This is a genomic window from Flavobacterium sp. CECT 9288 (genome assembly GCF_918731615.1).
GTDB lineage: Bacteria > Bacteroidota > Bacteroidia > Flavobacteriales > Flavobacteriaceae > Flavobacterium.
Map to the genome: position 1 here is coordinate 525,569 of NZ_OU957226.1, position 26,287 is coordinate 551,855.

The 26,287-nt window shown below is 33.5% G+C and carries 26 protein-coding genes, 2 tRNA genes and 1 rRNA gene; all 29 read left to right on the top strand.

Annotated features, from left to right (window positions below):
- Positions 1 to 53 precede the first annotated feature (53 nt).
- The 29 genes from rrf to LQ189_RS02495 all read left to right on the top strand — a co-directional run bounded on the left by rrf (position 54) and on the right by LQ189_RS02495 (position 26,108).
- A 5S ribosomal RNA gene (gene rrf, locus LQ189_RS02355) occupies positions 54 to 163 on the top strand.
- A 56-nt stretch (positions 164 to 219) separates the two neighbouring features.
- Positions 220 to 292, top strand: a tRNA-Phe gene (locus LQ189_RS02360).
- An 8-nt stretch (positions 293 to 300) separates the two neighbouring features.
- A tRNA-Leu gene (locus LQ189_RS02365) sits at positions 301 to 386 on the top strand.
- Positions 387 to 527: 141 nt separating this feature from the next.
- A complete protein-coding gene (locus LQ189_RS02370) occupies positions 528 to 1,004 on the top strand; it encodes a hypothetical protein (RefSeq protein WP_230154084.1) in 477 nt (158 codons plus the stop codon).
- 219 nt (positions 1,005 to 1,223) lie between these two features.
- Positions 1,224 to 2,093: an ABC transporter permease gene (locus LQ189_RS02375; protein WP_230154085.1), complete on the top strand. Its 870-nt coding sequence runs from the start codon at positions 1,224 to 1,226 to the stop codon at positions 2,091 to 2,093.
- Positions 2,094 to 2,420: 327 nt separating this feature from the next.
- Positions 2,421 to 3,683, top strand: coding sequence for an ABC transporter ATP-binding protein (locus tag LQ189_RS02380; RefSeq protein ID WP_230154086.1), 1,263 nt, complete (start codon positions 2,421 to 2,423; stop codon positions 3,681 to 3,683).
- Between the two features lie 8 nt (positions 3,684 to 3,691).
- Positions 3,692 to 4,915, top strand: a complete 1,224-nt coding sequence (locus LQ189_RS02385; protein ID WP_230154087.1) for a glycosyltransferase family 4 protein — start codon at positions 3,692 to 3,694, stop codon at positions 4,913 to 4,915.
- Between the two features lie 9 nt (positions 4,916 to 4,924).
- Positions 4,925 to 6,001, top strand: coding sequence for a DegT/DnrJ/EryC1/StrS aminotransferase family protein (locus LQ189_RS02390; protein WP_230154088.1), 1,077 nt, complete (start codon positions 4,925 to 4,927; stop codon positions 5,999 to 6,001).
- The gene (locus LQ189_RS02395) at positions 5,995 to 6,648 is read left to right on the top strand and encodes an acetyltransferase (protein WP_230154089.1); all 654 of its coding nucleotides are present in this window, start codon (positions 5,995 to 5,997) and stop codon (positions 6,646 to 6,648) included. Before LQ189_RS02390 ends, LQ189_RS02395 begins: the two co-directional genes overlap by 7 nt.
- On the top strand, positions 6,645 to 7,574 hold the full coding sequence (locus LQ189_RS02400; RefSeq protein WP_230154090.1) for a glycosyltransferase: 930 nt from the start codon (positions 6,645 to 6,647) through the stop codon (positions 7,572 to 7,574). The genes LQ189_RS02395 and LQ189_RS02400 overlap by 4 nt, the downstream gene beginning before the upstream one ends.
- On the top strand, positions 7,561 to 8,487 hold the full coding sequence (locus tag LQ189_RS02405; protein ID WP_230154091.1) for a glycosyltransferase family 2 protein: 927 nt from the start codon (positions 7,561 to 7,563) through the stop codon (positions 8,485 to 8,487). The genes LQ189_RS02400 and LQ189_RS02405 overlap by 14 nt, the downstream gene beginning before the upstream one ends.
- A 57-nt stretch (positions 8,488 to 8,544) precedes the next feature.
- Positions 8,545 to 9,267 carry a DUF1796 family putative cysteine peptidase gene (locus LQ189_RS02410; RefSeq protein ID WP_230154092.1) on the top strand — a complete coding sequence of 241 codons (723 nt, stop codon included), beginning with the start codon at positions 8,545 to 8,547 and terminating at the stop codon, positions 9,265 to 9,267.
- 24 nt (positions 9,268 to 9,291) lie between these two features.
- The gene (locus LQ189_RS02415; RefSeq protein WP_230154093.1) at positions 9,292 to 10,203 is read left to right on the top strand and encodes a glycosyltransferase family A protein; all 912 of its coding nucleotides are present in this window, start codon (positions 9,292 to 9,294) and stop codon (positions 10,201 to 10,203) included.
- Positions 10,204 to 10,206: 3 nt separating this feature from the next.
- On the top strand, positions 10,207 to 11,160 hold the full coding sequence (locus LQ189_RS02420) for a glycosyltransferase family 2 protein (protein WP_230154094.1): 954 nt from the start codon (positions 10,207 to 10,209) through the stop codon (positions 11,158 to 11,160).
- 28 nt (positions 11,161 to 11,188) lie between these two features.
- The gene (locus LQ189_RS02425) at positions 11,189 to 12,148 is read left to right on the top strand and encodes a glycosyltransferase family 2 protein (protein ID WP_230154095.1); all 960 of its coding nucleotides are present in this window, start codon (positions 11,189 to 11,191) and stop codon (positions 12,146 to 12,148) included.
- Between the two features lie 7 nt (positions 12,149 to 12,155).
- Complete coding sequence (locus LQ189_RS02430) at positions 12,156 to 12,998, top strand: glycosyltransferase family 2 protein (RefSeq protein ID WP_230154096.1); 843 nt, start codon at positions 12,156 to 12,158, stop codon at positions 12,996 to 12,998.
- Positions 12,995 to 13,855: a glycosyltransferase family A protein gene (locus LQ189_RS02435; RefSeq protein WP_230154097.1), complete on the top strand. Its 861-nt coding sequence runs from the start codon at positions 12,995 to 12,997 to the stop codon at positions 13,853 to 13,855. Before LQ189_RS02430 ends, LQ189_RS02435 begins: the two co-directional genes overlap by 4 nt.
- Positions 13,852 to 14,637, top strand: a complete 786-nt coding sequence (locus tag LQ189_RS02440; protein WP_230154098.1) for a glycosyltransferase family 2 protein — start codon at positions 13,852 to 13,854, stop codon at positions 14,635 to 14,637. Before LQ189_RS02435 ends, LQ189_RS02440 begins: the two co-directional genes overlap by 4 nt.
- Position 14,638: 1 nt before the next feature.
- Positions 14,639 to 15,661: an acyltransferase gene (locus LQ189_RS02445; protein ID WP_230154099.1), complete on the top strand. Its 1,023-nt coding sequence runs from the start codon at positions 14,639 to 14,641 to the stop codon at positions 15,659 to 15,661.
- 24 nt (positions 15,662 to 15,685) lie between these two features.
- Positions 15,686 to 16,516, top strand: a complete 831-nt coding sequence (locus tag LQ189_RS02450) for an FkbM family methyltransferase (protein ID WP_230154100.1) — start codon at positions 15,686 to 15,688, stop codon at positions 16,514 to 16,516.
- Entirely contained in the window at positions 16,500 to 17,324 is an 825-nt protein-coding gene (locus tag LQ189_RS02455; protein ID WP_230154101.1) for a glycosyltransferase, read from the top strand. The genes LQ189_RS02450 and LQ189_RS02455 overlap by 17 nt, the downstream gene beginning before the upstream one ends.
- Positions 17,324 to 18,247 carry a glycosyltransferase gene (locus LQ189_RS02460; protein ID WP_230154102.1) on the top strand — a complete coding sequence of 308 codons (924 nt, stop codon included), beginning with the start codon at positions 17,324 to 17,326 and terminating at the stop codon, positions 18,245 to 18,247. Before LQ189_RS02455 ends, LQ189_RS02460 begins: the two co-directional genes overlap by 1 nt.
- A 53-nt stretch (positions 18,248 to 18,300) precedes the next feature.
- Complete coding sequence (locus tag LQ189_RS02465; protein WP_230154103.1) at positions 18,301 to 19,446, top strand: glycosyltransferase; 1,146 nt, start codon at positions 18,301 to 18,303, stop codon at positions 19,444 to 19,446.
- Between the two features lie 12 nt (positions 19,447 to 19,458).
- Positions 19,459 to 20,337, top strand: coding sequence for a glycosyltransferase family 2 protein (locus LQ189_RS02470; protein WP_230154104.1), 879 nt, complete (start codon positions 19,459 to 19,461; stop codon positions 20,335 to 20,337).
- Between the two features lies 1 nt (position 20,338).
- A complete protein-coding gene (locus tag LQ189_RS02475; RefSeq protein ID WP_230154105.1) occupies positions 20,339 to 21,778 on the top strand; it encodes an MBOAT family protein in 1,440 nt (479 codons plus the stop codon).
- A 1-nt stretch (position 21,779) separates the two neighbouring features.
- Entirely contained in the window at positions 21,780 to 22,724 is a 945-nt protein-coding gene (locus LQ189_RS02480; protein ID WP_230154106.1) for a DUF1574 domain-containing protein, read from the top strand.
- A complete protein-coding gene (locus tag LQ189_RS02485) occupies positions 22,684 to 23,844 on the top strand; it encodes an acylneuraminate cytidylyltransferase (protein WP_230154107.1) in 1,161 nt (386 codons plus the stop codon). Before LQ189_RS02480 ends, LQ189_RS02485 begins: the two co-directional genes overlap by 41 nt.
- Before the next feature lie 212 nt (positions 23,845 to 24,056).
- The gene (locus LQ189_RS02490; protein ID WP_230154108.1) at positions 24,057 to 24,938 is read left to right on the top strand and encodes an N-acetylneuraminate synthase family protein; all 882 of its coding nucleotides are present in this window, start codon (positions 24,057 to 24,059) and stop codon (positions 24,936 to 24,938) included.
- Positions 24,939 to 24,989: 51 nt separating this feature from the next.
- Positions 24,990 to 26,108: an acyltransferase gene (locus tag LQ189_RS02495; RefSeq protein ID WP_230154109.1), complete on the top strand. Its 1,119-nt coding sequence runs from the start codon at positions 24,990 to 24,992 to the stop codon at positions 26,106 to 26,108.
- Positions 26,109 to 26,287: the final 179 nt, after the last annotated feature.

The window sequence follows — 26,287 nt, forward strand, 5'->3', positions numbered from 1 at the left end:
AGTCCAAAAGGTAACTTTAGACTTTAAGATCTTCGACTTTAGACTAACAACCTTAAGGTGGTTATTGCGGCGGGGCTCACCTCTTCCCATCCCGAACAGAGTAGTTAAGCCCGCCAGCGCAGATGGTACTGCAGTTATGTGGGAGAGTATGTCGTCGCCTTTCTTTGAGAAGCCTATCTGAAAAGATGGGCTTTTTTTTTAATTTACTTATTTAAGTAAGGTACCTTAGCTCAGATGGTAGAGCAATGGACTGAAAATCCATGTGTCCCTGGTTCGATCCCTGGAGGTACCACAACCAAAGCTCGGATGGTGAAATTGGTAGACACGCTGGACTTAAAATCCAGTGAACAGCAATGTTCGTGCGGGTTCAAGTCCCGCTCTGAGTACTTAGTAAAACCCTTCAACACTAAAGTGTTGGAGGGTTTCTCGTTTAGAGAATTTGTTATTAATTGATATCTTTTCCTTTTATATCCTTCATTCTTTATTTTATTCGTATTTTAGCTAAGCTATTAAAAAAAAAACATATTATGAAAAAATATATCATTGGGAGTTTTCTGTTTGCTTGTATTGGTTTACAAAGCTGTCAAAACTCAACATCTGAGAAGAAACTTAAGAATGATGCAGCTAAACAAGAAAAACCTATTTCTGTTACCTGTTACAAGTCTATTTATGATAAAGATTCTATAAGTCTACAACTGAACTCATTAAAAGATGGGAAGATTAGTGGGGATATGGTGATGAGTTTTAACAATGCTGCAGTAAAAAAAGGTACTGTATCTGGTAATACGAGTGGCGATACTATTTTTGTAAGTTATACTTTTATTGAAGGGGATAATACAAAAGTTACTTTTAAAAATCCTATGGCTTTTTTAAAGCGTGGTGATTCGTTAGTGCTTGGTAATGGTAAAATGCAAACGACCATGGGTGCTACTTATTTTGTAAAAGGAGAGCCTATAGATTTTGATCGAGTTAAATTTAAATTTTCAGTTGTAGATTGTAAGTAATTTTTAATAGAGTTCACGTTGATTTATTTCTAATAGATGAGACTCGATTGAAATCATTATTTCTTCATTTTTAATTTCCCTGTTTGTGAAGCTAGTACACTTTACAAGTTAATTTTTTATTCGTTTTTTTAAGGGAATTGAAATTTGAATTATGATGTACTTATTTTTTTATAATATTGTCCCAATAATTTTTTTACCTATTTTAATTCTTTGTCTACAATGAATTTGAAAGAATCAACCAATGCCACGTGGTTGTTTGAAATAACACCAAAAAATAAATTTTTCTCACTGCATCTCAAAGAAGTGTGGGTGTATCGTGATCTTTTGTTTCTTTTTGTTAAAAGAGATATTGTGACGGTTTATAAGCAAACTATTTTAGGGCCCTTATGGTATTTTATTCAGCCCTTATTAACTAGTCTAACTTTTACTATTGTTTTTAATAATTTAGCAGGAATAAGTACTGGATCTGTTCCTCCATTTTTGTTTAATCTTGCTAGTATAACTGTTTGGAATTATTTTACTGCTTGCTTGAATGGTACTTCTAATACTTTTGCCTCAAATGCTGGTATTTTTGGCAAAGTTTATTTTCCTCGGATCATAGCTCCTTTGACTGTTGTTTTATCTAATTTGATTAAATTTTTTATCCAACTCTTTATTTTTCTTTGCTTTTTTATTTATTACTACAGTCAAGATGCTTTAGTATCTTTCAATTCATGGACCTTTTTTTTTCCTTTTGTCATTATTCTCTTGGGAATTTTAGGTTTGGGTTTTGGAATGATTATTTCTGCACTTGTCACTAAGTACAGAGATTTAACTTATTTAATTGGTTTTGGAATACAATTGTTAATGTATATTTCTGCCGTTTTTTTTCCGCTGGATTTAATTGCTGTTAAAATGCCAAAATATGCTTGGCTTGTACAATATAATCCTTTGGCGTATTGTATTGAAGCAACACGGTATATGCTTCTCAGTACAGGTTCATTTCCTTTTTGGGGAATAGTGTATACGTTATTCTTTTCTATCGCAGTTTTATTTATTGGATTGTTATTGTTCAATCATACAGAGAAAAAGTTTATTGATACCGTATAAAGTGAATAGTGTGCAGTTTATAGTATACAGTTAGCAGTAAGTAAGTAAGTAAGTAAGTAAGTAAGTAAGTAAGTAAGTAAGTAAGTAAGTAAGTAAGTAAGTAAGTAAGTAAGTAAGTAAGTAAGTAAGTAAGTAAGTAAGTAAGTAAGTAAGTAAGTAAGTAAGTAAACAGTGAGAAAGATGTAGCCGATAATAAGGATTAATTAGAAAACATTAAATAGAAAATAGTTAACAGTGGGCGATGACGGGTGAACTGTAAAAGAGTAGTAAATAGTGATCATTCACCATTTGTAATTCATTACACAAGATTTATCTCTGGAAAGAAAAATGAAAGACATAATACTAAAAGCAGAAAATATTTCAAAGCAATATCGTTTGGGTACTGTTGGAACGGGTTCATTGGTTCATGATTTGAATCGTTGGTGGCACCAAATTCGTGGTAAGGATGATCCGTATTTGAAAATTGGGGATACCAATGACCGTTTGACCAAGGCTGAAAGTGATTATGTTTGGGCGCTACAAGATATTAATTTTGAAATTGAGCGTGGTGAAGTAATTGGGATTATTGGTAAAAACGGCGCTGGAAAATCTACGTTACTTAAAATTTTATCTCGTGTTACGGGACCTACAACCGGCAGTATTAAGTTTGGCGGGCGAGTAGCTTCATTATTGGAGGTTGGCACTGGTTTTAATGGCGAAATGACCGGACGAGAAAACATCTATTTGAATGGTGCTATTTTAGGTATGACTAAAAAAGAAATTACGGCCAAGCTCGACGAAATAATTGAATTTTCTGGTTGCCTGCGGTATATTGATACTCCGGTGAAACGCTACAGCAGTGGGATGTACGTACGTTTGGCCTTTGCAGTAGCTGCTTTTTTGGAGCCTGAAATATTGATTGTTGACGAGGTCTTAGCAGTAGGTGATGCCGAATTCCAAAAAAAAGCCATTGGAAAAATGCAAGATATATCCAAGACAGGGGGCAGAACGGTTTTGTTTGTGAGTCATAATATGGTAGCAGTAAAACAGCTCTGCTCGAGAGGGATTTTATTAGAGAATGGAACAATAGTATTTGATGGAGGTATTGACCAAGCAGTGGAACGCTACAATAATGATAATGCCTTAATTGGTTCTTTCGTTTCGTGGCCAATTGCTGTTGCGCCTGGGAATTTAAACGCAAAAGTTACGTCAATTGAATTGATTGCAGAAAATGATGAATTTGTAATTGAGAACGATTTTAAAATTGAAATAAAGTATGCCAACTTGTTAGATGCTCATACCTTAAATGTTTCGGTATCGATTATGAGTGATTCGGATCAATATGTTTTGGCAACGCCTCATTTGGAGCGAAGCGCTCAGGAGGTTGGTCATTATAAAAGTGTTTGTACGATTCCCGCAAATTTATTAAACACGGGAACGTACTATTTTACAGTAATTTTGGTTGGAAATAATTTTGAAATAATTACACAATTGGACAAGATTGTTTCTGTTGAAATTGGGGAAAAGGGAATACACAGGAAGAATTATTTTGGATATTGGGGTGGTATCGTTCGACCTTACTTAAATTGGAGCAATCAAAAAATAGGATAGTCATCGTCATGAAATATGAAATTAAAAGTGCTATAAAGAAAATTCATAAATATTCGAAGTTGTTTTTTTTTACTAAGAAATCAGTACTATATAGAGGATTTCGTTCGGTTGATTTACTCATTTTTGATGATATATTTCCGCATCCCGTTTCTGGTTTTAGATTGGAAGAGTTTACGGTTTTACTACAACGTTTTGAAAAATCAAAGATAGTAGTTGCGCCTACTGCTTACGTTGTAGTAAATTCAAAAATAACGGATCATAGTCGGGATTGTTCTTTATTTGTCAAGCAATTCCCAAATTTAAAATCAAAAGTTAGGATAAATAAGAAGTTTGTGAATATCAATACAAAACTTTTTTACTGTATTTTTATACATAACATTTTTAATAATTTACATTGGCTAGAAAAATATAAAATACCGTTTGTTTTTACCTTGTATCCTGGAGGAGGTTTTAAGTTGAATGATATTGAATGTGACTTTAAATTAAGAAAAGTATTGAGTTCGCCCCAGTTTAGACAAGTAATTGTCACGCAAAAAATCACTCGTGATTATTTGGTTACTAATGGTTTTTGTAGTGAAGAAAATATAACGTTTGTTTTTGGTGGTGTGGTGCCTCAGCATTCTCTTGTAACTACTGTTGCTGAAATAAAAGAGGAGCATAAAGAGCAAGATACGTTTAATGTATGTTTTTGTGCAGCGAAATACATGCCTAAAGGTTTAGATAAAGGATATGACGTTTTTATAGAAGCCGCACTGAGTCTCAGCAAAAAACACAATCAAATTCGATTTCATGTTATTGGTGGCTTTGATGTTGATGATATTGATGTAACAAGAATAAAAGATAAAACTATTTTTTATGGATATCAAAATCATGAATCTTTGAAAACTATTTTTGATAGGATGGATGTAATTGTGTCTCCAAACAAAGCATTTTTACTTCATAAAGGGGCTTTTGATGGTTTTCCATTGGGTACAGTTATAGAAGCAGCTTTGAATAATGTTGTGGTATTAATGACCGATGAGTTGGAGCAAAATGAAACATTTATTCCAGATGTAGATTTTATATTAATACAAAGTACTGCAGCATCTATTGTTGAAGCAGTAGAACGATTAATGACAAATGACCAACTTGCTAAACGTATTAAAGAAAATAGTTTACAAAAGTTTAGAAAAGTATATTCTAACGAAACACAAATGACCCCAAGAATTGCAGTGTTAAAAAAATACATTTAAAACAAGTAGATGATCAACGTAACCAAAACTTTCTTACCTCCAATTGCTGAATATACAGATCTGGTGCAACGTGCTTGGGACAATCAATGGTTGACCAATCGTGGGGAGTTAGTCTTGGAACTAGAACATAAATTAAAAAAATATTTAGAAGTTCCCTATGTTACTGCAATGACTAACGGAACTATCCCTTTACAGATTGCTTTAAAGATGATGGGTAAGGGAGGCGAAGTCATTACTACACCGTTCTCATATGTAGCTACTACTGCATCTATTGTTTGGGAGCATTGCAAACCCGTATTTGTAGATATTCACCCGGAGTATTTGACTATTGATGAAACTCAAATTGAAGCTGTAATTACAGATAAAACAACCGCTATTTTAGCTACTCATGTTTTTGGAAATCCATGTGCTACAGATGTTATAGAGGCTATAGCCAAAAAGTACAATTTAGTAGTTATTTATGACGGAGCACATTCCTTTGGGGTGCGCTATAAAAACCGTTCTATTTTTGAATATGGAGATTTGAGTACGTGTAGTTTTCATGCAACAAAGTTGTTTCATTCAGGCGAAGGAGGTGCTTTATTTACAACAAATGCAATAGTACAGCAGCAGTTGTTCTACCATCATAACTTTGGTCATGATGGTCCTTTGGCTTTTCATGGTTTGGGAATTAATGGAAAAATGTCTGAGTTGCAGGCTGCTATGGGATTAGCAGTTTTTCCTTATTTAGAAACCATTATTGCGGATCGAAAGAGAGTAGTCGATTTTTACAATGAAAATTTGGATTTATCGCAAATTCAAACGTTAAAAATACGAGCAAATACGGAGTGGAATTATAGTTATTATCCTGTAATTTTTAAAACTGAGGCTCAGTTGTTATCCATTCAAAAAAAATTAAACGAGCATCAAATTTTTCCAAGACGGTATTTTTATCCTTCGCTCAATACTTTGCCATATTTAGAAAGAATTGCTATGCCAGTATCTGAAAGTATTTCGGAACGAGTGTTATGCCTTCCCTTATATGTAGGTTTAAGTACTGAAGATTTGAGTTTAATTGTGTCACTAATTCATGAAAATATATGTTGATAGTAGGAGCTAAGGGATTTGCCAAAGAAGTTTTGGAAGTGATGCATGAAAACAATCAATTGCAAAATTTAGTTTTTTACGATGATATTAATTTGGATTCACCTGACTTACTTTTTGATACCTTTCGAGTTTTAAAGAGTCCTCAAGAAGCCAGTCATTATTTTAAAACAGTAGACAATCGTTTTACTATTGGTATTGGAAATCCCGTTCTTCGAAAAAAAATGTTTGATACATGTAGCGCTTTAGGAGGAGAGTTAACTACAATTGTGAGTCCTCGAGCTACTGTAGGGAGTTATGATATAGTTATAGGCACAGGAAGTGTGGTATTACCTCACGCAATTTTGTCTAATTCGGTTTCAATTGGTATGGGGTGCATTGTATATTACAGTTCCATAATCACACACGATTGTGTTATTGGGGATTTTGTCGAAATATCACCAAATGCTATTTTACTTGGGCGAAGCAGTGTAGGCTCCTATTCTCGAATAGGAGCAAATGCAACAGTATTGCCAGATATAAAAATTGGTCAAAATGTAATAGTAGGAGCTGGAGCGATTGTTACAAAAGATGTGCCCAATGATTGTGTAGTAGTGGGTAACCCAGCAAGAATAAGCAAACAATTAACACCACTACAATTCAATAAATGATGCAAAAACCCATGGTTAGTGTATGCATGATCACCTATGGTCACGAAATGTTTATTCGTCAAGCGATAGAAGGCGTGTTGATGCAGCAGTGTGCATTTGAAGTTGAATTTATAATCAGTAATGATTGTTCACCGGATGGAACTGATGAAGTAATTAGAAACACAATCAATACGCATTCTAATGGGAGTTGGGCTAACTACATCAAGCATGAAAATAACTTGGGGATGATACCGAATTTCCTGCATACGTTGCAAAAAGCCCAAGGGAAATATATTGCTTTGTGTGAAGGGGATGATTACTGGACAGATCCCCTAAAATTGCAAAAGCAAGTTGATTTTTTAGAGGAGAATGAAGAATACAGCATCCATAGTGGTAAGGCAGAAATTATTAAAGATGGAGTAATCGAAGAATTAATTGGGGATCCATTGGCAAAACAGGATTATATACTTTCTGATTTTTTTACACAAAATAATTTGATATCTTGTACCGTTTTGTTCAGAAACACTTCGCTTTTGCAAAAGTATTTTAAAAATATAGTATTTGGAGATTGGATGCTTTATGTGCAAGTAATATCACAAAATACAAATACTATGGCTTATGTATCTTCGGATATTTTTGCTAATTATAGGCTACATCAAGGTGGGATCATGCAAACACTAGTTACATTAGAAGATCATTTTGTGACACAACTTAAGCAGATACAAGCAATTCAAAAATGCATCAAAGTTCAATACACGAAAGATGATGTTGACAAAATTGACACTTACTGCTTGCATCTTTTTAAATATTATTTCCGGAGAGAAGAATATACAAAAGCTATATGTTACGGTTTCAAAAATTTGATTTTGATAAAAAAGCTAAGGCGTATTCGGGTTTATTTAAGTTTTATAAAACAGTATTTTATAATGAATCATGATGCAAAATAGTTTAATTTCTATTATAGTACCGTGCTACAATCAGGCGCAATATCTTGATGAAGCGTTACAATCAGTATTTGACCAAACCTATAGCAACTGGGAGTGCATTATTGTAAATGATGGCAGTCCAGATAATACTGATGTTATTGCAAAAGAATGGACTAAGAAAGATTTCCGATTTAAATATATTTATCAAGAAAATGGTGGTTTGAGTAGTGCAAGGAATGCAGGTTTGAATGTTTCTCGTGGTAGTTTCATACAATTTTTGGATGCTGATGATTTTTTAACGAATCAAAAACTAGAAAAGTCCATATTCACTTTTCAAACGCAAGATGCAACTCTTGTTCTTACTAATTTTAAAATGTTTGATTCAGATGTTTCTAAAACTAGTCCCCCTTTCTGTGTGTTGAAGTCGGACTATTTCAATTACAACAGTATACTTTTAAATTGGGATCATTTATTTTCAATACCAATTCATTGTGGACTATTTCAATCTGTTTTTTTTCAGGATTTTAGATTTCCCTTGGACTTAGCCGCCAAAGAAGATTGGATTATGTGGCTTTCATTATTTAAATCAAATCCCAAAACTATATTTATTTCAGAAGCTTTAGTTCTGTATCGATTACATGAAATGAGTATGACTCAAAATCAAGAATTGATGAATGAAAATGTAGTTAATGCATTAGTTTATCTTAAAGAGGTATTGAGTAACGAAGATTATAAAGTTTTATTGGGTCATAAAATCAATCGGTTGCAAGCAAAAACAGTAGTGTTAGAGCAAAAAGTGGCTTTTGAAAAGAATAATTTTAGAAACATAAAGGATTCAAATACGTATAAATTAGGATATACATTGAGAAGTTTTTTAAAAAAAACTAAAATCTTGGGAATAGCCAAAAAGATATTAAAACTGAAGCAAAAATAGCACTATTTACTTTTTATTGAAGGAACAGCGCTGTATTGTTAATTTAAGAAAATTGAAATGAAATTTAATTTACCCTTTGGCTATTTTATTCGGGTTACCCGAAAATTTAAATCAAAGAAAGTTATTATCCCAGTGGGATATGATTGCCATCCTGCTTACGTACTTCAAAAAACTACTTTGCGAAAGCAGAGTTTTCCTTTTGATTGGATGTTGACAGATCCTATTAAAGCTTTAGATTTTGCTTACTCAAATATTCAAGAGGAATTTCAATATTTTATGCGTGATTTAGCGGTGGACCAAGCGGGAAATGTTTTTGCAAAAAAATATCCTGAAGCCGCATTTTACCATTACAAAGATTTGATAAAAAATGCTCCGTTACGGGAAAAAATAAATAAAAGATGTAGCATTGCCATGCTCAAGATCAAAACAAAACCAGTTTCTTATTTATTTGTAATTCCTAGCTTGCATGTAAATTCAGAAAAAGCAGTCCAAACGTATTTTCAATCCCTGCTACGTTTTACAACTATATTGAAACCAAGTGACGACTTGCTAGTCTACCTAAGATTTGAAGATTCAGAAGAGGAAAATCAGCAATTTTGTTACCAATTACTTGAGAAAATAAAAGTTTTATCTCAGGTACACGTCACCACTTTTGTATTAGAATCAGCGGAGTACGGAATTTGGGGAAACGAACAGAAATATCGTACTTTAGTAACTGATTTAAAAGTAGATTATTATCAAGTAATGCCTAAAATCAAGCTTGAAAAAAATAAAAAATAGATTTTACTTATATCCTTCTCCTTTATGCTGGCCATTGTCATACCGTACTACAAACTTACTTTTTTTGAAGCTACTTTGCAATCATTAGCCTTGCAAACAGATCAGCGTTTTAAAGTCTATATAGGTGACGATGCAAGTCCCGAAGATCCTAGCATCTTAATAGATCAGTACAAGTGTCAAATGAACATGATGTACCATCGTTATAATGAAAATTATGGAAGTGTGGCACTATCAAAACAATGGGATCGATGCATCGCATTAACCCATGAAGAGCCATGGATTATGATTCTTGGGGATGATGATATCTTGACCCCTAATGTGGTACAAGATTTTTATAGTTATGTTGAACAAGACCTTGAAAGGAAGTACGCACTTATTCGGTTTGCCTCAAGGTTTATAAATGCCTTGGGTACAAGGCTTGAAGGTTTTGATGATTATTTTCATCCAAAAGAAGAAAAAGCAGAAGATGCTTTTTTTAGAAAATGGATTGGAGAAACCCGAAGTTCTCTTTCTGAATATGTTTTTGCCAGAGATTCTTATACTCAATTTGGTTTTCAAAATTATCCTCTAGCATGGCATACAGATGATTTTGCTTGGTTGAAATTTGCTAATAAAAAACCAATTTTGACTATTAACACTTCATTAGTGCATGTCAGGGTTTCTGAACTAAGTATTACGGGTACTTTTGAAAATGAAGCAGTCAAGAATGAAGCAAAAAGAATGTTTTTAAGAAATGTAATTTTCGATACAAAACTGAATTTTAACACTTCTCAAAAAAACGAAATTTTATTTGCTTATGGGGAAGTAATCAAAGTCCAAAATAAAATAGAATTTATTGAGGTTTTAAAGATTTTTTTTCAATTTATAAGCTATTTTAGTTTTTACAATGGAATGCGTTTTCTACGAAGGATGATTCGTGCCAAACAAAATAAATAAAAAATGATAAATCCTTCAATATCGATAATCATTCCAGTTTATAATGCTGCTTTATACATTGAAAAAGCGATAACATCAGCATTGCAACAACCTGAAGTTTTGGAAGTATTAATTGTTAATGATGGTAGTACTGATGGCTCAGATGAAATTTTACAAAGTATAGCGTCTACTACAACTCGTGTTACTCTTCTGTTTCACCCACAAAGAATTAACAAAGGTCGGTCAGCCAGCAGGAATTTAGGATTGCAACACGCAAGGGGAACTTATATTGCTTTTTTAGATGCGGATGATTACTATCTTGAAAATCGTTTTTCAGGTGATTTGTTTATTTTTGAATCTCAACTTGATTGTGATGGTGTTTATAATGCTATTGGAGTTCATTTTTATAGAGATGCAACTCTGGAGCAACAACAAGAACTAGCTTTGTACACCATAACTGAGCGCATAAAACCACAAGACTTATTTGAAAATTTGTTGCTTGGAGGCAAGGGACATTTTTCAATTGATGGACTTACTTTAAAAAGAAGTTTAATTGACAAAGTTGGTTTTTTCAACACGCATTTAGTGGTAGGAGAAGATACAGATTATATGTGGCGTATGGCTCTTGTAGCCAATCTTTATGCAGGCGCTATTGAGAATCCAGTAGCTATTAGAGGGGTTCATGATGCAAATGTGTTTGACAATCCTTTCTTATACCAAGAAAATAAATTACGTATTTTAGATTCCGTTTTGCGTTGGTCAGCTAACCACGGCGTGCGTACTACAAGATTGGATTTGATTTTAAAGCATATTTGGATTCTAAAACAAAAACAAGAAAACTCCTTAATGCAGGATATCAAGTACTGGTTCAATTTATTCTTGCGTCACCACAACTTGATGTTCAGTTCACTGAGTATTAAATATTTTCCAATCATTAGGTATAGACAAAAGCTTTTCTCATTTTTGTATCAAAAATAGTGTACTTAATTTGCTTGAAAATCCCAAAATGAATTTCACGGTTTCAGTAGTTATACCAGCTTACAACGTTGCTGCTTTTGTATCCAAGGCTGTTTTTTCGGCTTTGCAGCAAACAGAAGTATTTGAAGTACTTGTTGTTGATGACGGAAGTACCGACGAGACTTTGAAACTTGCACTGAATTTACAAAAAAAGGATTCCCGAGTTAAAGTTTTTCAACATGACAAAGGGAAAAATTTAGGTAGGTCTGCCAGCAGAAATTTAGGAATACAAAGAGCGACCGGAAATTATATTGCCTTTCTAGATGCAGATGATTTTTATCTTGATAATCGTTTCGGTCAAGACCAAGAAATTCTTAGTAAAGATTCTACAATTCAGGGAGTTTACAATGCAGTAGGATATGAATTCTATAGGACTATAGTAGCCGGAGAAGTGAATTTTTTAAAGGACAATACGTTAACTCAAACAGTACCTGCTGATAAACTTTTCGAAGCTTTAATTTCGTGTAAATATGGCTATCTACATTTGAATGGGCTTACAGTTAAAAGGAAAGTTTTTGATGATGTTGGTTTTTTTAATGAAGCTTTAGTGGTGGCTGAGGACTCTGATTTTATCTTTAGATTATCTTTGTCATGTAAACTAGAAGCTAGCAATATTTCTACATTAGTTGCAAAAAGAGGTATTCACGAGCAAAATATTTTTGATAAAAAGGATTTGTATACCAAATACAATCCTGTTTTATATGAAGAACTAGTGCGCTGGTGTTTAAAAAATAAAATAGCATTTTGTACTATTGATTCAATTTTTAAATATTATTGGATCATTCGTTATCGGGAAAATAAGACAATAGGAGAGGAAACCATTTATTGGATGTGTTATCTAATAAGGAATCCAACAATTTTATTTTCTAAATACAGTTTGAAATACATGCCTATAATTAGGCTTAGGCAAAAACTTTTCCCATTTTTGTATTCACTAAGACATCCTTGAATTTATAATGAAACCATCTAGTAATGTTACCGTAATCATACCCTGTTATAATGACGGGGCATACATTATGGAAGCATTAGAATCTATATACAATCAAACAGTATTGCCAGAAAAGATAATCATTGTTGATGATGGTTCACAGGCAGAGACAAAAAAAGAATTAGCTACAATTAATAATCCATTGGTTCACCTTGTTTACCAAGAAAATCAAGGTGTTAGTGTTGCGAGAAATTATGCTATTAGTTTAGCGCAAACAGAATATATTGTTAATCTTGATGCCGATGATTATTATGAACCTACTTTTATTGAAAAAGCCGTACAGATTTTAGATACCGATACTACTATTGGAGTAGTTAGTTCCCACTGTTGGACTTTTTCTGAGAAAAAAAAGATCTCTATTGTAAGGCCATTAGGTGGAGGTGTTACTGATTTTATGGTGATAAACAATGGTAGAGCTAACGCCATGTTTAGAAAAGAATGTTGGCAAGCTGTAGGTGGATTTGATGTAAACATGAAAGCAGGCTATGAAGATTGGGAGTTTTGGCTTGCCATCACTAAAAATAATTGGCGTATACACATTATTCCCGAAATATTGTCTCACTACCGAATTAAGAATACTTCGCGGGACCGCACTGCAATTGTACATCATGATTATGAGTTACGCATGTATATTTTTAATAAGCATAAAGAAATGTATCAGACTCATTTTGAATTTTATGCAAGTGCTTTGCTGCGTCAAAATTCAATTTTGCGAAACAGTTTGCTTAATGCTAAAGAATCCAAAGAGTTTCAGCTAGGGAATTTATTGCTGGCTCCATTTCGGTTTTTGAAAAAAATAGTATCCAGATGAGTCTATTAGTATCCATAATTGTCCCATGCTATCGTCAAGCTCATTTTTTAGGGGAGTCTTTACAATCCGTTTTAGATCAAACTTATATACATTGGGAGTGTATTATTGTTAATGATGGTAGTCCTGATAATACAGCAATTGTTGCACAAGAATGGTGTGCTAAAGACATCCGGTTTAAGTATGTATATCAAGACAACGCAGGTTTGTCTAGTGCTCGTAATACTGGAATAAAACATAGCAAGGGAGAATTTATTTTACCGCTAGATGCTGATGATGTATTGCATCCAGACTATTTAAACAAAACGGTTCCCGTTTTGAGGGATCACCCAGCATTAGGAATAGTAAGTTGCTATAGTACTTTTTTCTCGGGTACTATAAATAACATTGTTAATCAATTGAAACCAATTGGAGATAATGTAACTTCGTTACTGTTTGTCAATCAATTAGTAGCCACTTCTTTGTTCAGAAAAATGTGCTGGGAACAAGTAGGCGGATATGATGAAACAATGAAAAGAGGTTTTGAAGATTGGGACTTTTGGCTAAGTTCTACCAAACAAGGCTGGACGTACAAAATAATTCCTGAATTTTTATTTTATTACCGAAAGGCTAAGAAGTCAATGCTGACTAATACAATCCAACATCATGCAGAAGAGGTGAAACAATTTTTATTTATCAAGCATAAAGAGTTGTACATCCGTAATTTTGAGAATTGTATGGAAGTGCTATTCTTTGAGTTAAAAGTTCAACGTATAGGTCATGATACCTATAAAAACAGTCAAGAATATAGAATTGGAAAATTAATTTTACAACCTTACCGTTGGTTAACAAAATTGATCTTAAAATCAAAAAAGACATGAACATATCAGTAGTCATTAGAAATAAAAATCAAGCTCCTGCTTTGTCTTTTTTGTTAAAAAACTTAACAAATCGTTATGCCACGGATGTTAATGAGATTATTGTTGTAGATAATCTCTCGACTGATGATAGTGAAACAGTAGCAGCGCATTTTGGAGCTCGATTTGTAACAATTACCAATTTTAGTTTTGGCGGTAGCGCCAATGTATGTGCTTCTGAAGCTAAAAATGATATTGTTGTTATTTTTAGTGCACATTCTTATCCCGTAAGTCCTGATTTTTTTAAGGTTATTCAAAATCAATTTGACCAAAATCCTAATTTAGCAGGAGTAAGATGTTTGCATCAACCCAATGATTATAGAAATTATATCAACGCCATCCCTGCCTCGGTTGATCCTAATAAGTCAGGATTAATTTTTGCAGGATCAGCTTTTAGCAAAGCGGTCTGGGAACAACATCCTTTTAGAGAAGATGTAGCTACTTTTGAGGATAAGGAATGGACCAAACGGGTTTTGAAAGCAGGCTATGACATTGAGTTTGCTCCTGTTGTTTTTGCCTACGAAATCAAACGAACATCCAAACAGTTGTTTTTTAGATTCCGAAATGATGTAGTTGGGAATTATCAATTGTGGGGTGAGGATGTTACCTTTAAATCAATTTTTAAAAGTTTTGTAGGGAATTTGTGGTCCACTGTCACCTCTTTTTTTCGAAATATAAAGTACACTTTTTTGAAGTTGTTTTTTTTATTGCGTTTCTGGAGTAATAAACCAAAAAAAATGGAGTGAATTGAAAGCAAACGTAAACAATTTTGATTTTCTACGATTCCTATTTGCCTTATTTGTAGTCATAACGCACTCCTATGCTTTATCAGGAACGCCAGAATCAGCAGAATGGATGTGGCAAATTACGGCGGGACAACTGTCTTTTTCTCAAATAGGTTTAAGTGGTTTTTTTGTCATAAGTGGGTATTTTATTTTTATGAGTTTGCAGCGGGCTAGTAGCTTAAAAGTATATTTTAAAAACAGAATTCTACGTATTTTTCCCGGTTTGCTTGGCGTATTATGTGTTACACTGCTCTTGATTCCGTTCCTTTATGTTAAAGGCTTTATGATATTTACACAATGGGATTATTACACCTATGTTCCTAGAAACATGACGTTGTACGGTTTTCAATCTACAGTAAAAGGTGTTTTTGATACTAATTCTTACCACGCTATCAATGGTTCACTTTGGACCATACAATATGAGTTTAGTTTGTATGTATTGATTGCACTATTATTTTGTTTTCGAGCGCATCAAAAATTAATTTCAGTTATACTTGCGGTTGTAATGGTGCTACTGTATGTTGTTTATAATTTTTTTATAGAACGGGTGGCAGGGATGCAATTGTTATACCTACAAGGATATCATTTTTTAAATTTAGGAAGTTTTTTTGTCATGGGGAGTTTGCTGGCTTCTATTCAATTTGAAAAAAAGGTTTCTGTTGCAATACTGTTTATTAGTGTTGTAATATTATTTTTAGCCCTTTACTTTGAGATTTATAGCACTGTAAAACATATCGTTTTTCCAGTTGTGGTTTTATCGTTGGGATTTATTCCTCTTCGTTTTTTTAGTACATTTGGTAAATATGGAGACTTATCGTATGGAATTTATATTTACAGCTTCCCGGTGCAGCAGGTGTTGGTGCATCTCTTTAAACCCAAAGTGTATTCTTTGATGACGTTTTCCCTTTTAATTTCAATTATTTTGGGATTTCTTTCTTGGCATTGTATAGAGAAAAAGGCATTAGAACTAAAAAATAAATATTAAAAAATTCGCAATAGAAAATGTAAAATGAATTTAAAAAAATTAAGGCAGATATACCGCATCCTTATTCCTTTAAAGCAGACTGAAGAGCAGCGATTTGAGAGTTTATTAAGATCCAATAATCTCATTACCCATTTTGAAAAAAAGGGATATTTCTATGTGATAAAAGTCGCTAACTCATTTACACTATTGCTTAGAGGTCAAGAGCATAGCGATTACGAAGTCTTTAAGCAAATATTTAATTTTAAGGAATACAATGTTGTCTTGAATCTCATAGATTTTAATTTAAATGTCCAAAAAGAAAAGATAATAATCGATGCAGGAGCTAATGTGGGATATACATCTGTTTTTTTCTCTCAATATTTAAGGAACGTTAAAATTTACGGTATCGAGCCATCAAAGTCTAATTTTGACATGTATCAAAAAAATGTCAGCCTTTTGTCTAACAGTGAGAATGTTACTATTTATAACCGAGCACTAAGTGAAAAGGCAAATAGTAAATATATCATTGAGAGGGAATATGGCGACAAAAAGGATTGGGCTATTACTACGAAAGAAGATGAAGGCGGTGAAATAAAAGGTATTACCATCAATGAAATTATAAGCGAAAATAATTTGGAATATATTTCGCTATTAAAAATTGATATCGAAGGGGCAGAACGGTTTATATTTAAAAGAGGACAAGATGTATCGTTTTTAAAGATAACACAAGTAGTTGCTATAGAAATTCACGATGAGTATAATATCCGAGATGAAATTTACACAGTATTGCAAAGTAATGGATTCTTTCTTTTTGAGGTCAGTGAAACAACAATTGGGTTAAATAAAAATATTTTTTCGAATGACAGAGTTGGATAATAAGTTAAGTATCATTATTCCTTGTTATAATGCAGCAGTTACTTTAGAGGAAACGTTGCAATCTGTCTTTGCCCAGGATTTTCAAAATTGGGAAGCAATAATTGTGAATGATGGATCCACAGATAATACAGAAGATATTGCTTTGCAATGGGTTAAGAACGATAGTAGATTTCACTATTTTTCAAAACCCAACGAGGGTTTGGGTAAAACTAGAAATTATGGAATTACAAGAGCGCAAGGCAAATACATATTGCCTTTAGATGCAGACAATCTAGTGATGCCAGATTTTGCAAAAAATGCAGTTGGAATTCTAGAAGCACAAAACGATATCGATGTGGTTCATGGGAATGCTTTATTTATTGGTGAAAAAACGGGTGTTTGGAACATCGGTGCCTATAATATTGAGAAAATGCTTTTGGACAATTACATTGATGCTTGTGCCATATTTAGAAAATCAACATGGGAGAAAGTAGGCGGTTATGAAGAGAATTTACCTTATGATGGACTCGAAGATTGGGATTTATGGTTGGCTTTTGGAACTATTCAGGCACAGTTCTATTTTATGGATTCGATTACATTTCAATACCGTGTTTCAAAAAATTCAATGATTAAAAAGTTTACACCTGAAATGAAATTGGCTTCCAGATCCTATATCGCCAAGAAATACAGTGACTTGTATCAGTTTCAGTATTGTAAATTTGTAAGAGAGCATGATAATTTAGCAAGCAAATTAACCAATAAAAGGTTTGTGTTAAATGCCTTTTGCAAAACATTTTTTGGTTTTTCTATTCTAAAATCAACCAAGTAATGAAAGGTTACACCGTCAGTATTTTTATGCTCACCTACAATCAAGAAGCTTTTATAGGCCAGACTATTGAAAGTGTGTTGATGCAAAAAACAAGTTTTACATACCAGTTGGTTATTGGAGAGGATTGCAGCACTGATAATACTCGAGAAATTTGTGAGCACTACGCCAAAAAGTTTCCTGATACTATTAAAATTTTACCAAATTTAGGTTATAATCAAGGATTAATTACTAATTATATGCGAACTGTTGCAGCCTGTGATGGTACCTATATTGCCATTTGTGATGGAGATGATTATTGGACTGATGCTTTCAAATTGCAAAAACAAGTTGATTTTCTTGAAGCAAATCCAGATTTTTCGATTGTTGCTACAAATTATGACTTGCTGCATCCTAATGGTGATGTAGAGCAAGTTAAAAAATTACGTCATAAAAAGGAGTTTACTTTTGAGGATCTAGTGTATGATAATTTAATAACTTCGGCTACAGTGCTTTTTCGGAATCATTTACAATTTGATCCATTGCCTCAGTGGATCTTGCAATTTCCATACGGCGATTGGCCTACTTATTTATGGATTTTAAGAAACGGAGGTAAACTTTACTTTCTACAAGATTATACTGCCATGTACAGGCTTGGTATTGGAGTTTCGTCACCCATAATTGCCACAAGTAGTTCACTTCTTGAGGTTAACATAGGAATTTTAGAATGTATGGTACAGGATCACTCTTTTGCGTCACATCAAAAAACCATAGCAAACAGTTTGAGTCGCCTTAAAGTGAATCGGATGACGAGTTACAACATGGAGGGGCAATTTAGAAAAGGATTCGTATGCTTCCTGAAAAATATTTTGCAGTTAAAATCGAATTGGCACGTGGTAAAAATGTATTTTTATTCCTTAAACAAACGTTGGAGTAAGCAATATTAATAAGATGCTCCAATTTTTATTTGTTTTATAAATAACGGATTTAAATTTACCTCATGAAAATACTCATGGTAGCCATTCCCAATCATCATTTTTTTCAATGGGTGAACCAATTGAAAGATAGTGGGCATGACGTATTTTGGTTTGATAGTACTGATGGCGGAGGTATAGTTGAGAAAATTCAATGGGTACACCAAATTAAAGGTTGGAAGTTGAGGTGGGATTTTCCGTTTAGACACTTCATCAAGTCTCGATTCCCGAAAGGGTATAGCCAAATTCAAAAAATTAACGAACGCAAGCTTGCTGAAGTTTTTGAAAAACAGTTGCAGCAAATCAAACCTGATGTAGTGCAGTGTTTTGAAATGCAACTTGCGGGAATACCTATTCTTGAAGTAATGGAAGAATATTCCAATATCCCTTTGATTTATAGTTCCTGGGGGAGTGATTTGTTTTATCATAAAGAAATGGGTCTGTCATCACAAAACGTGCATCGCTTTTTAAAACGAGTGGATTATTTAATCACGGATTGCCATAGAGATTACACGCTTGCACTACAAAATCAGTTTCGAAATTTTTTTCTAGGCGTTTATCCAGGAAATGGTGGAATTGCATATCCTAAAAGAGAGATACTGCCTTGGCACAAAAGAAACTGCATTATTATAAAAGGATATGATGATGAGGTAGGGAAAGCACTGGAAATAGGTAAAGCACTAGAACTGGTTGATCCTGTGTTGCTTTCGGATAAAAAAATTATTGTTTTTAGTGCTGATGCAGTGGTGAAGGCTTTTTTTAAAAATTCAAAAAAACTCCAAAACTACGATGTTGAAATACAACCTAGGAATCAATTTGTCCCAAATGAAATTCTGTTGAAACAAATGGGGCAAAGCATATTGTACCTTGGTAACAGCCTGTCAGATGGTATGCCCAATAGTTTACTGGAAGCTATGGGTATGGGCGCTTTTCCCATTCAGTCTAATCCTGGCGGAGCTACCTCTGAAATTATTGAACATCAAAAAAATGGGCTTTTGATTGCAAATCCGTTGGATGTTACGGAGATTGCGCATCATATAACAACTGCTTTGCAGCACACTGCCCTCAGGGAAAAAGCACAAGAATACAATGTTGCCTTTTGTAATAAAAACTATGATAGAGCAGTATTGCAATCACAAATAGTACATTTGTACGACTCAATTACGGTTTAGCTTTACTATATTATGGATATCTCATTTTTAATTGTTACTAAAAACCGACCGGATGAATTGCGGTATACGCTATCTCGGTTGCAAAATCTTGTGACAATTGATAAGCATGAAGTTTTAGTATTTATTGATGGGTGTGTGGCTACGCAGGCATTGGTTACAGAATTTGGTTGGGTCAAATGGACCGTTTGGGATCATAGTATTAGTGCTTCTCCGGCAAGAGCTATTTTGTATCAAAAAGCGGTGGGTACTATATTCATTGGTCTTGATGATGATGCACATCCTATTAGTGCTGATTTTATCCCAAAGGTACAACAGCATTTTGAGACTAATCCTCAGCTGGGAATATTGGCTTTTCAGGAAGTTAAAGGAGTTTACCCAGCAGATGATTTAGCTTTGCTTCAAGCAAAAAATAAAACATCTTTTTATACGAATGATTTTGTAGGTTGTGGTTTTGCTATAGCCAAAAAAGTATACGCCATTACCAATGGGTTCCCTACGTGGATCGATATTTATGGGGAGGAACCTTGCGTGGCTTTTGAGGTTCTGGATACTGGCTATACTATATTTTTTGCACATGATATTGTAGTCAATCATAGAATTGACATCGAAAAAAGAAAATTGCAAGGCAAGAATTACTTCCGATTTGAACGACAGTTACGCAATAGTTTCAAACTCTATCTGGTCTATTATCCTAATCCTTTGCCTGTAATAGCGCGCTTGCTTTTTCATAATTTCAAGCGTTATGCTTGTACTGATTTTGTTTTTTTTAAACTGTACTGGCGCGCTGTAGGACAAATGATATTTACTTTATTTGATACCTTAAAATACAGATCTCCTATTCAAAAGAAAACACTTAAATCAATTCAAAAATTAAAAAATATGCCTTACTAATATGCTTTTTAACACCCTCATGTACGCCTTATTTGTACCCATAGTTTTTGTGGTGTATTGGTATGTTTTGGGTAAATCAAGCAAGGCTCAAAATATTTTTTTGTTGTTGTGTAGTTACTATTTTTATTCCTGTTGGGATGTGCGGTTTCTTGGATTGTTGTTGTTTTCAACTGCTTTAGATTATATATCGGCGTTACAAATGCAAAATTCAAAATCAGAACAAGTCCGAAAGATATGGTTCTGGACAAGCATCGGAATTAACATTTCTTTCCTCGGAATTTTTAAATATTATAACTTTTTTGCAGTTTCTATGCAGTCAGCACTGCAGGTGTTGGGTTGGGATATTGATTTGTTCGTGTTGGAAATTATTTTACCAGTCGGAATTTCATTTTACACTTTTCACGGACTGTCTTACGTGATTGATATCTATAAAAAAAGACTGGTTCCAGAGCAAGACCCCATAGCTTATGCTTTGTTTGTATCTTATTTTCCCCTTTTGGTTGCTGGTCCTATTGAGCGAGCCACCCATTTATTACCCCAACTCAAAAAAAACAGAACATTTTCATACCAGCAAGCAGTAAATGGATTGTACCAAATAGTGTGGGGATTGTTTAAAAAAATTGTGATTGCTGATCAGTGTGCGCTTTACGCCAATGCAATTTTTAATAATGTACCACAGGAATCCGGAAGCACCTTATTTATGGGAGCTTTATTTTTTGCGTTCCAAATTTATGGCGACTTTAGTGGTTACTCAGATATTGCTTTAGGAACCTCAAAACTTTTTGGAATAGAGTTGCTTCAAAATTTTTCATTCCCCTATTTTTCCAGAGATATTGCGGAGTTTTGGCGTCGTTGGCACATATCATTATCCTCTTGGTTCAAAGATTATGTGTACATCCCACTGGGAGGTAGTGCAGGCTCTCGTTTTTTAAAAATCCGAAATGTTTGTATCATTTTTTTATTGAGCGGTTTTTGGCATGGAGCCAATTGGACGTTTATTGTTTGGGGACTTTTACATGCTTTGTATTTTGTGCCCTTGTTATTGGCGCAAAAAAATCGAAAGCATATTGAGATAGTAGCTTTTTCAAATACATGGCCTAGTGCTAAGGAGGTTTTTCAAATGGGTACTACTTTTTTAATGACAACCCTAGCGTGGATTTTTTTTAGGGCCAATTCTTTGTCTGCTGCTATTGATTATATTTCGGGTATTTTTTCAATTTCTTTATTTACAATACCCAGTGTACGTCCAACAAATGTTTTAGTTCTGATTTTATTTTGTATCACTGTAGAATGGTTTGGTCGTAGGAATGCATTTGCATTAGAAAACTTTAATTTACAAGGAAATAGAGTAGTTAGATGGTTTTTTATAAGTTTTATTTTAATTCTCATTTTCGTGTTTAGTAGTCCTGTAGAACAACAATTCATCTATTTTCAATTTTAATATGCGGCGTTTTATCCTTCATAGTGTCCTTTTTTTAGCTACTTTTTTTGTGGTGGATAAGATGTTTTATTTTTTCTTACATCATGCGCCTACACTGGAGTACGACACGCGTTTAGAACAAATATTAGAGGGAAAGATGAACAAAGAGTTGTTGATTTTAGGGTCTTCAAGAGGCGCAAATAATATTTTGGCAGGACAAATAGAAAGCAAAACAAGGCACAGTACATACAATCTTTCCTATCCTGGATCAGATGTTAGGTTTCATTATTTTGTATTAAAATCAGTATTGAAATATAATAAAAAGCCAAAAATGGTAGTCTTAACCATTGATAATCCGCATGAATTTGTAAATGAAAAAACACTTAATTTTCGTTTTGATCGTTTGTATCCATTAGCTAAATACAATTATATCACACAAGAGTTGATCCGTCAAAAAGAAAAAAATGTGCTTTCGTGGGTTTTTTGTTTGGCGCGTCTCAATCGATCTAATTTTTCGGTATCAAAAGTAGCTATTCCGCTTGACGGAAAAATTGATGCTTGGGGTTCTATGCCTTTTTATAACAGAAAAGCTTCTTTTATTGGTAAAAAAAATTCGGTTCAATTGTACAATAGATCTTTAGAAAATACAGAAAAACTCACCGCTTTTAAGGCGTTACAACAATTGTGTTTGAAAAATAAAATACAAATAGTTTATGTTTTTCCTCCCAGTTATGGGGCATTCGACAAACAATTTTACAAGCGGTTTTTAAAAATGGTGCCTGCACATGATGTTATGGTTTACAATACCTTGAATACGATTTATCAAAAAGAAGCTAGTTTTCATGACGAATCCCATTTACAACAAAAAGCCGCCCAAGTTTTTACAAATGAAATAAGTACCTTTATACAAAATAAAATTACCTCAAATGAAAAAAATAGGTTTGATTCCGCTACGCAAAAACTCTAAAGGAATACCAGGAAAAAATAAGAAAAAAATGTTGGGGAGACCCTTATTTTCTTGGATTTTGAGTGAAGCTATTTTTTCAAATTTAGATGAAGTATTTGTGTTTACAGATGATACAGAAATCATTCATTACATTGAAAAAGAATACCATTGGAGTTCAAAAGTAAAAGTACTCTTGCGAAGTGATGAGAATGCAACGGATACAGCCTCAACCGAAAGTGTTATGAATGAGTTTACTCAGCTTATAGCTCAAGATTATGATGTTTTGTGCTTGCTTCAGGCAACATCACCTTTTACGCAACGAGTTGCAATTAATGCCATTTTAGCCAAAGTAGAGCAGGAAGCTTATGATGCAGCACTTACAGTGGTTAAAACACACCGTTTTATTTGGGATGCATCGGGTAAACCAAAAAATTATGACATCTACAACAGGCCTAGACGCCAAGATTTTGAAGGACTTTTGGTTGAGAACGGTGCCGTATATGCCACTACCAAAGCCGCTTTTGCACATTCAAAAAACAGAATAAGCGGCAAGATAGGACTTGTAGAGATGGATGAAGAGTCTTACACGGAAATTGATTCAACTTCAGATTGGGAAATTGTAACACACTTGCTGGCTCATCGCTTGCAAAAAAGTAAAATGCATGATAAAATATCCTATTTGGTTCTTGATGTTGATGGTGTTTTTACCAATGGAGGGGTATACTATGGAGCTGATGGGGAATTGATGAAGTATTTTGACATGCGTGATGGTATGGGACTTGAAATAATAAGACAAAATCAAGTAGAAGTTGTAATTATGACCTCTGAAAACTCCGAATTGGTAAAAACCCGCATGAAAAAATTGCAGATAGAACATTGTTTTATGGGAGTCAAAGACAAATATTCATTTCTGGAACAATTTTTAAAAAATGAGGGAGCTTCTTACTCACAAGTAGCGTATGTAGGTGATGATGTGAATGATTTGGCCAACATTTGTAGTGTCGGTTGGTCTTTTTGTCCAGCTAATGGAACCGAAATTGTGAAACAACATACAGATTATGTTTTGACCCAAGCATCTGCTCAAGGCGCCATTAGGGAAGTGTGTGAGCGCATTATGAAATACAACCTGCGCTACTCTTAAAAATAAGCAGCTACTCAAACTGCATTATGCTACAATACGAAAAGAAATACAAATAATGAGATGGCATTTGTAAAGTCGAATGTTTTTGTAAAGTTCGATGTATGTTGTGAAAGCAATAGTGTTGAGGAGTTGTTTTTAGCCAAATATTAATATGGCAAAGTAATCGTTTTTAGGAAAAAAATAATTTTCTTTGCTTACTAAAATTAAAAAAAATGAAGGCATACAAAGCACCTTATGTAATAGCTGAAATAGGATGTAACCATAAAGGAGATATGGTTATTGCAAAGGAATTGATTCATATTGCAAAGATTTTTTGTAATGTAGATGCCGTAAAATTTCAAAAACGCAACAATAAAGAGTTACTTACTCCAGAGCAGTACAATTCCCCTCATCCCAATAGAGATAATTCGTATGGCGATACCTATGGAGCGCACCGTGAGTTTCTAGAATTCACAGTGGAACAACATGCTGAGTTAAAAGAATATTGTGAATCAGTTGGATTAGTATATTCTACATCAGTTTGGGATGTAACTTCAGCTCAAGAAATAGCCTCTTTAAAACCTGAATTCATAAAAATTCCATCGGCATGTAATAATAATTATGCCATGCTTGAATGGTTATGCGACCATTACAAAGGGGAAATTCATATTTCGACTGGAATGACAACGCAAGATGAAACGAAAGATATTGTGGACTTTTTCGTGAAAAAAGAACGCAATCAAGATTTGGTTTTATACAATTGTACTTCAGGATACCCAGTTCCTTTTGACAGTGTTTGTTTGTTAGAAGTTAATGCTTTGCAAAGTAAATATGGTGGACTAGTAAAGCAAATTGGTTTTTCAGGTCATCATTTAGGAATTGCTGTGGATGTAGCTGCCTATACCTTAGGCGCAGCTATTATTGAACGCCATTATACTTTGGATAGAACTTGGAAAGGCACTGATCATGCTGCCTCTCTTGAGCCTATGGGTATGCGCAAGTTGACACGAGATTTAAAAGCAGTGTACCAAGCGTTGTCAACGAAGGCAACTGATATTTTGCCAATTGAACAAGTGCAAAGAGATAAATTGAAGAATAGGAAGACTAACGCTTAATCAATTATTACTAAATCGAGGTGATAAGGATTGAGTCCTGTTAAAGTGAATATGAAAGATATATTTAAATTTGGTATTAAAACAGATAGGATTTATGGGCTGGATATTCTTCGGTGTTTTGCAATTCTTTTCGTTGTAGCTAGTCATGGCAATAATCTTTTGCCATTCATGGACTGTGAAATTTTGTCTTATTTGATTTTTGATGGTGTTAGTATCTTTTTTGTTCTTAGTGGCTATCTAATTGGCGGGATTTTAATAAAATTGTTAGATAAAAATAAATTGACTTTTACCCTTTTGGTTGGTTTTTGGAAGAAAAGATGGCTAAGAACCTTACCTGTTTATTTTTTAGTACTTACAGTGCTTGTCTCATTAAATTTAATTGTGAAACATAGTTTTAGCTTTGCATATTTAAAATATTACATATTTTCACAAAACTTGTTTTCAGCACATCCATACTTTTTTCCTGAAGCTTGGAGTTTAAGTATTGAAGAATGGGTTTATCTTATATTGCCAATCTTATTAGTTTTTTTCATAAATATTCTAAAATTTTCTACAAAACATTCATTCCTTATTTTAACACTAACTATAATTGCTACGATCAATTTATTTAGATTTTATCTTTATACTAATCTTGAGGTTAGTAGTTTGAATGATTGGGATTTATTATTTAGAAAACAAGTGTCAACAAGATTAGATAGTTTAATGTTTGGTGTATTTGGTTCCTATCTTTCATTTTATCATCAACGTCTTTGGGAAAGGCAAAAACAATTTTATTTTATAATTGGATTGGTCATATTGTTTTTTGTACAGTTTAGAACTTTTAATATTAGTTCCTTTGATTTATATGAATGTGTTTTTTCGTTTTCAACTGCATCAATAGGCACTTTATTATTGTTACCTTACTTATGTTCTATAAAAACTGGTAGTGGATTTCTTTTTAAATGTTGTACACTCATAAGTTTGATATCTTATTCAATGTATTTAATAAATTTAACGCTTGTACAAGATTGGATTTTAAAATTGTTTGATCTAATAAGTGGGTTTAAAAACGATGGTCATTTTTATTACGGAGTAAGATATTTGTTATATTGGATTTGCACTATTTCTTTGGCATTTTTGATGTATAAATTTTTTGAGCTTCCCATCATGAAATTGAGAAAAGATAAATAATAAAAAATAGAAGAATAGAAATATATTGTTAAATATTGCTTTTAAAACTTTTAGTGGAATGTGTTGATTTTCATGGTTTTTGTTAAGTGTGAATTGCCTCTATTTTATTTTATTACGATCATATTATATAAGTTTTACTTCCATTGCTTCAAGTGTTTTAGGCAGAGTAACGAAGTAAA

What these genes read in the sequence shown, in the direction of transcription:
- LQ189_RS02495 (WP_230154109.1), top strand. Translation starts at nt 24,990, where the DNA reads ATGAAAGATATATTTAAATTTGGTATTAAAACAGATAGGATTTATGGG.
- LQ189_RS02430 (WP_230154096.1), top strand. Translation starts at nt 12,156, where the DNA reads ATGAAACCATCTAGTAATGTTACCGTAATCATACCCTGTTATAATGAC.
- LQ189_RS02485 (WP_230154107.1), top strand. Translation starts at nt 22,684, where the DNA reads ATGAAAAAAATAGGTTTGATTCCGCTACGCAAAAACTCTAAAGGAATA.
- LQ189_RS02480 (WP_230154106.1), top strand. Translation starts at nt 21,780, where the DNA reads ATGCGGCGTTTTATCCTTCATAGTGTCCTTTTTTTAGCTACTTTTTTT.
- LQ189_RS02370 (WP_230154084.1), top strand. Translation starts at nt 528, where the DNA reads ATGAAAAAATATATCATTGGGAGTTTTCTGTTTGCTTGTATTGGTTTA.
- LQ189_RS02420 (WP_230154094.1), top strand. Translation starts at nt 10,207, where the DNA reads ATGATAAATCCTTCAATATCGATAATCATTCCAGTTTATAATGCTGCT.
- LQ189_RS02385 (WP_230154087.1), top strand. Translation starts at nt 3,692, where the DNA reads ATGAAATATGAAATTAAAAGTGCTATAAAGAAAATTCATAAATATTCG.
- LQ189_RS02465 (WP_230154103.1), top strand. Translation starts at nt 18,301, where the DNA reads ATGAAAATACTCATGGTAGCCATTCCCAATCATCATTTTTTTCAATGG.
- LQ189_RS02450 (WP_230154100.1), top strand. Translation starts at nt 15,686, where the DNA reads ATGAATTTAAAAAAATTAAGGCAGATATACCGCATCCTTATTCCTTTA.
- LQ189_RS02435 (WP_230154097.1), top strand. Translation starts at nt 12,995, where the DNA reads ATGAGTCTATTAGTATCCATAATTGTCCCATGCTATCGTCAAGCTCAT.
- LQ189_RS02415 (WP_230154093.1), top strand. Translation starts at nt 9,292, where the DNA reads ATGCTGGCCATTGTCATACCGTACTACAAACTTACTTTTTTTGAAGCT.
- LQ189_RS02405 (WP_230154091.1), top strand. Translation starts at nt 7,561, where the DNA reads ATGATGCAAAATAGTTTAATTTCTATTATAGTACCGTGCTACAATCAG.
- LQ189_RS02395 (WP_230154089.1), top strand. Translation starts at nt 5,995, where the DNA reads ATGTTGATAGTAGGAGCTAAGGGATTTGCCAAAGAAGTTTTGGAAGTG.
- LQ189_RS02460 (WP_230154102.1), top strand. Translation starts at nt 17,324, where the DNA reads ATGAAAGGTTACACCGTCAGTATTTTTATGCTCACCTACAATCAAGAA.
- LQ189_RS02410 (WP_230154092.1), top strand. Translation starts at nt 8,545, where the DNA reads ATGAAATTTAATTTACCCTTTGGCTATTTTATTCGGGTTACCCGAAAA.
- LQ189_RS02425 (WP_230154095.1), top strand. Translation starts at nt 11,189, where the DNA reads ATGAATTTCACGGTTTCAGTAGTTATACCAGCTTACAACGTTGCTGCT.
- LQ189_RS02490 (WP_230154108.1), top strand. Translation starts at nt 24,057, where the DNA reads ATGAAGGCATACAAAGCACCTTATGTAATAGCTGAAATAGGATGTAAC.
- LQ189_RS02455 (WP_230154101.1), top strand. Translation starts at nt 16,500, where the DNA reads ATGACAGAGTTGGATAATAAGTTAAGTATCATTATTCCTTGTTATAAT.
- LQ189_RS02380 (WP_230154086.1), top strand. Translation starts at nt 2,421, where the DNA reads ATGAAAGACATAATACTAAAAGCAGAAAATATTTCAAAGCAATATCGT.
- LQ189_RS02375 (WP_230154085.1), top strand. Translation starts at nt 1,224, where the DNA reads ATGAATTTGAAAGAATCAACCAATGCCACGTGGTTGTTTGAAATAACA.
- LQ189_RS02470 (WP_230154104.1), top strand. Translation starts at nt 19,459, where the DNA reads ATGGATATCTCATTTTTAATTGTTACTAAAAACCGACCGGATGAATTG.
- LQ189_RS02440 (WP_230154098.1), top strand. Translation starts at nt 13,852, where the DNA reads ATGAACATATCAGTAGTCATTAGAAATAAAAATCAAGCTCCTGCTTTG.
- LQ189_RS02475 (WP_230154105.1), top strand. Translation starts at nt 20,339, where the DNA reads ATGCTTTTTAACACCCTCATGTACGCCTTATTTGTACCCATAGTTTTT.
- LQ189_RS02390 (WP_230154088.1), top strand. Translation starts at nt 4,925, where the DNA reads ATGATCAACGTAACCAAAACTTTCTTACCTCCAATTGCTGAATATACA.
- LQ189_RS02400 (WP_230154090.1), top strand. Translation starts at nt 6,645, where the DNA reads ATGATGCAAAAACCCATGGTTAGTGTATGCATGATCACCTATGGTCAC.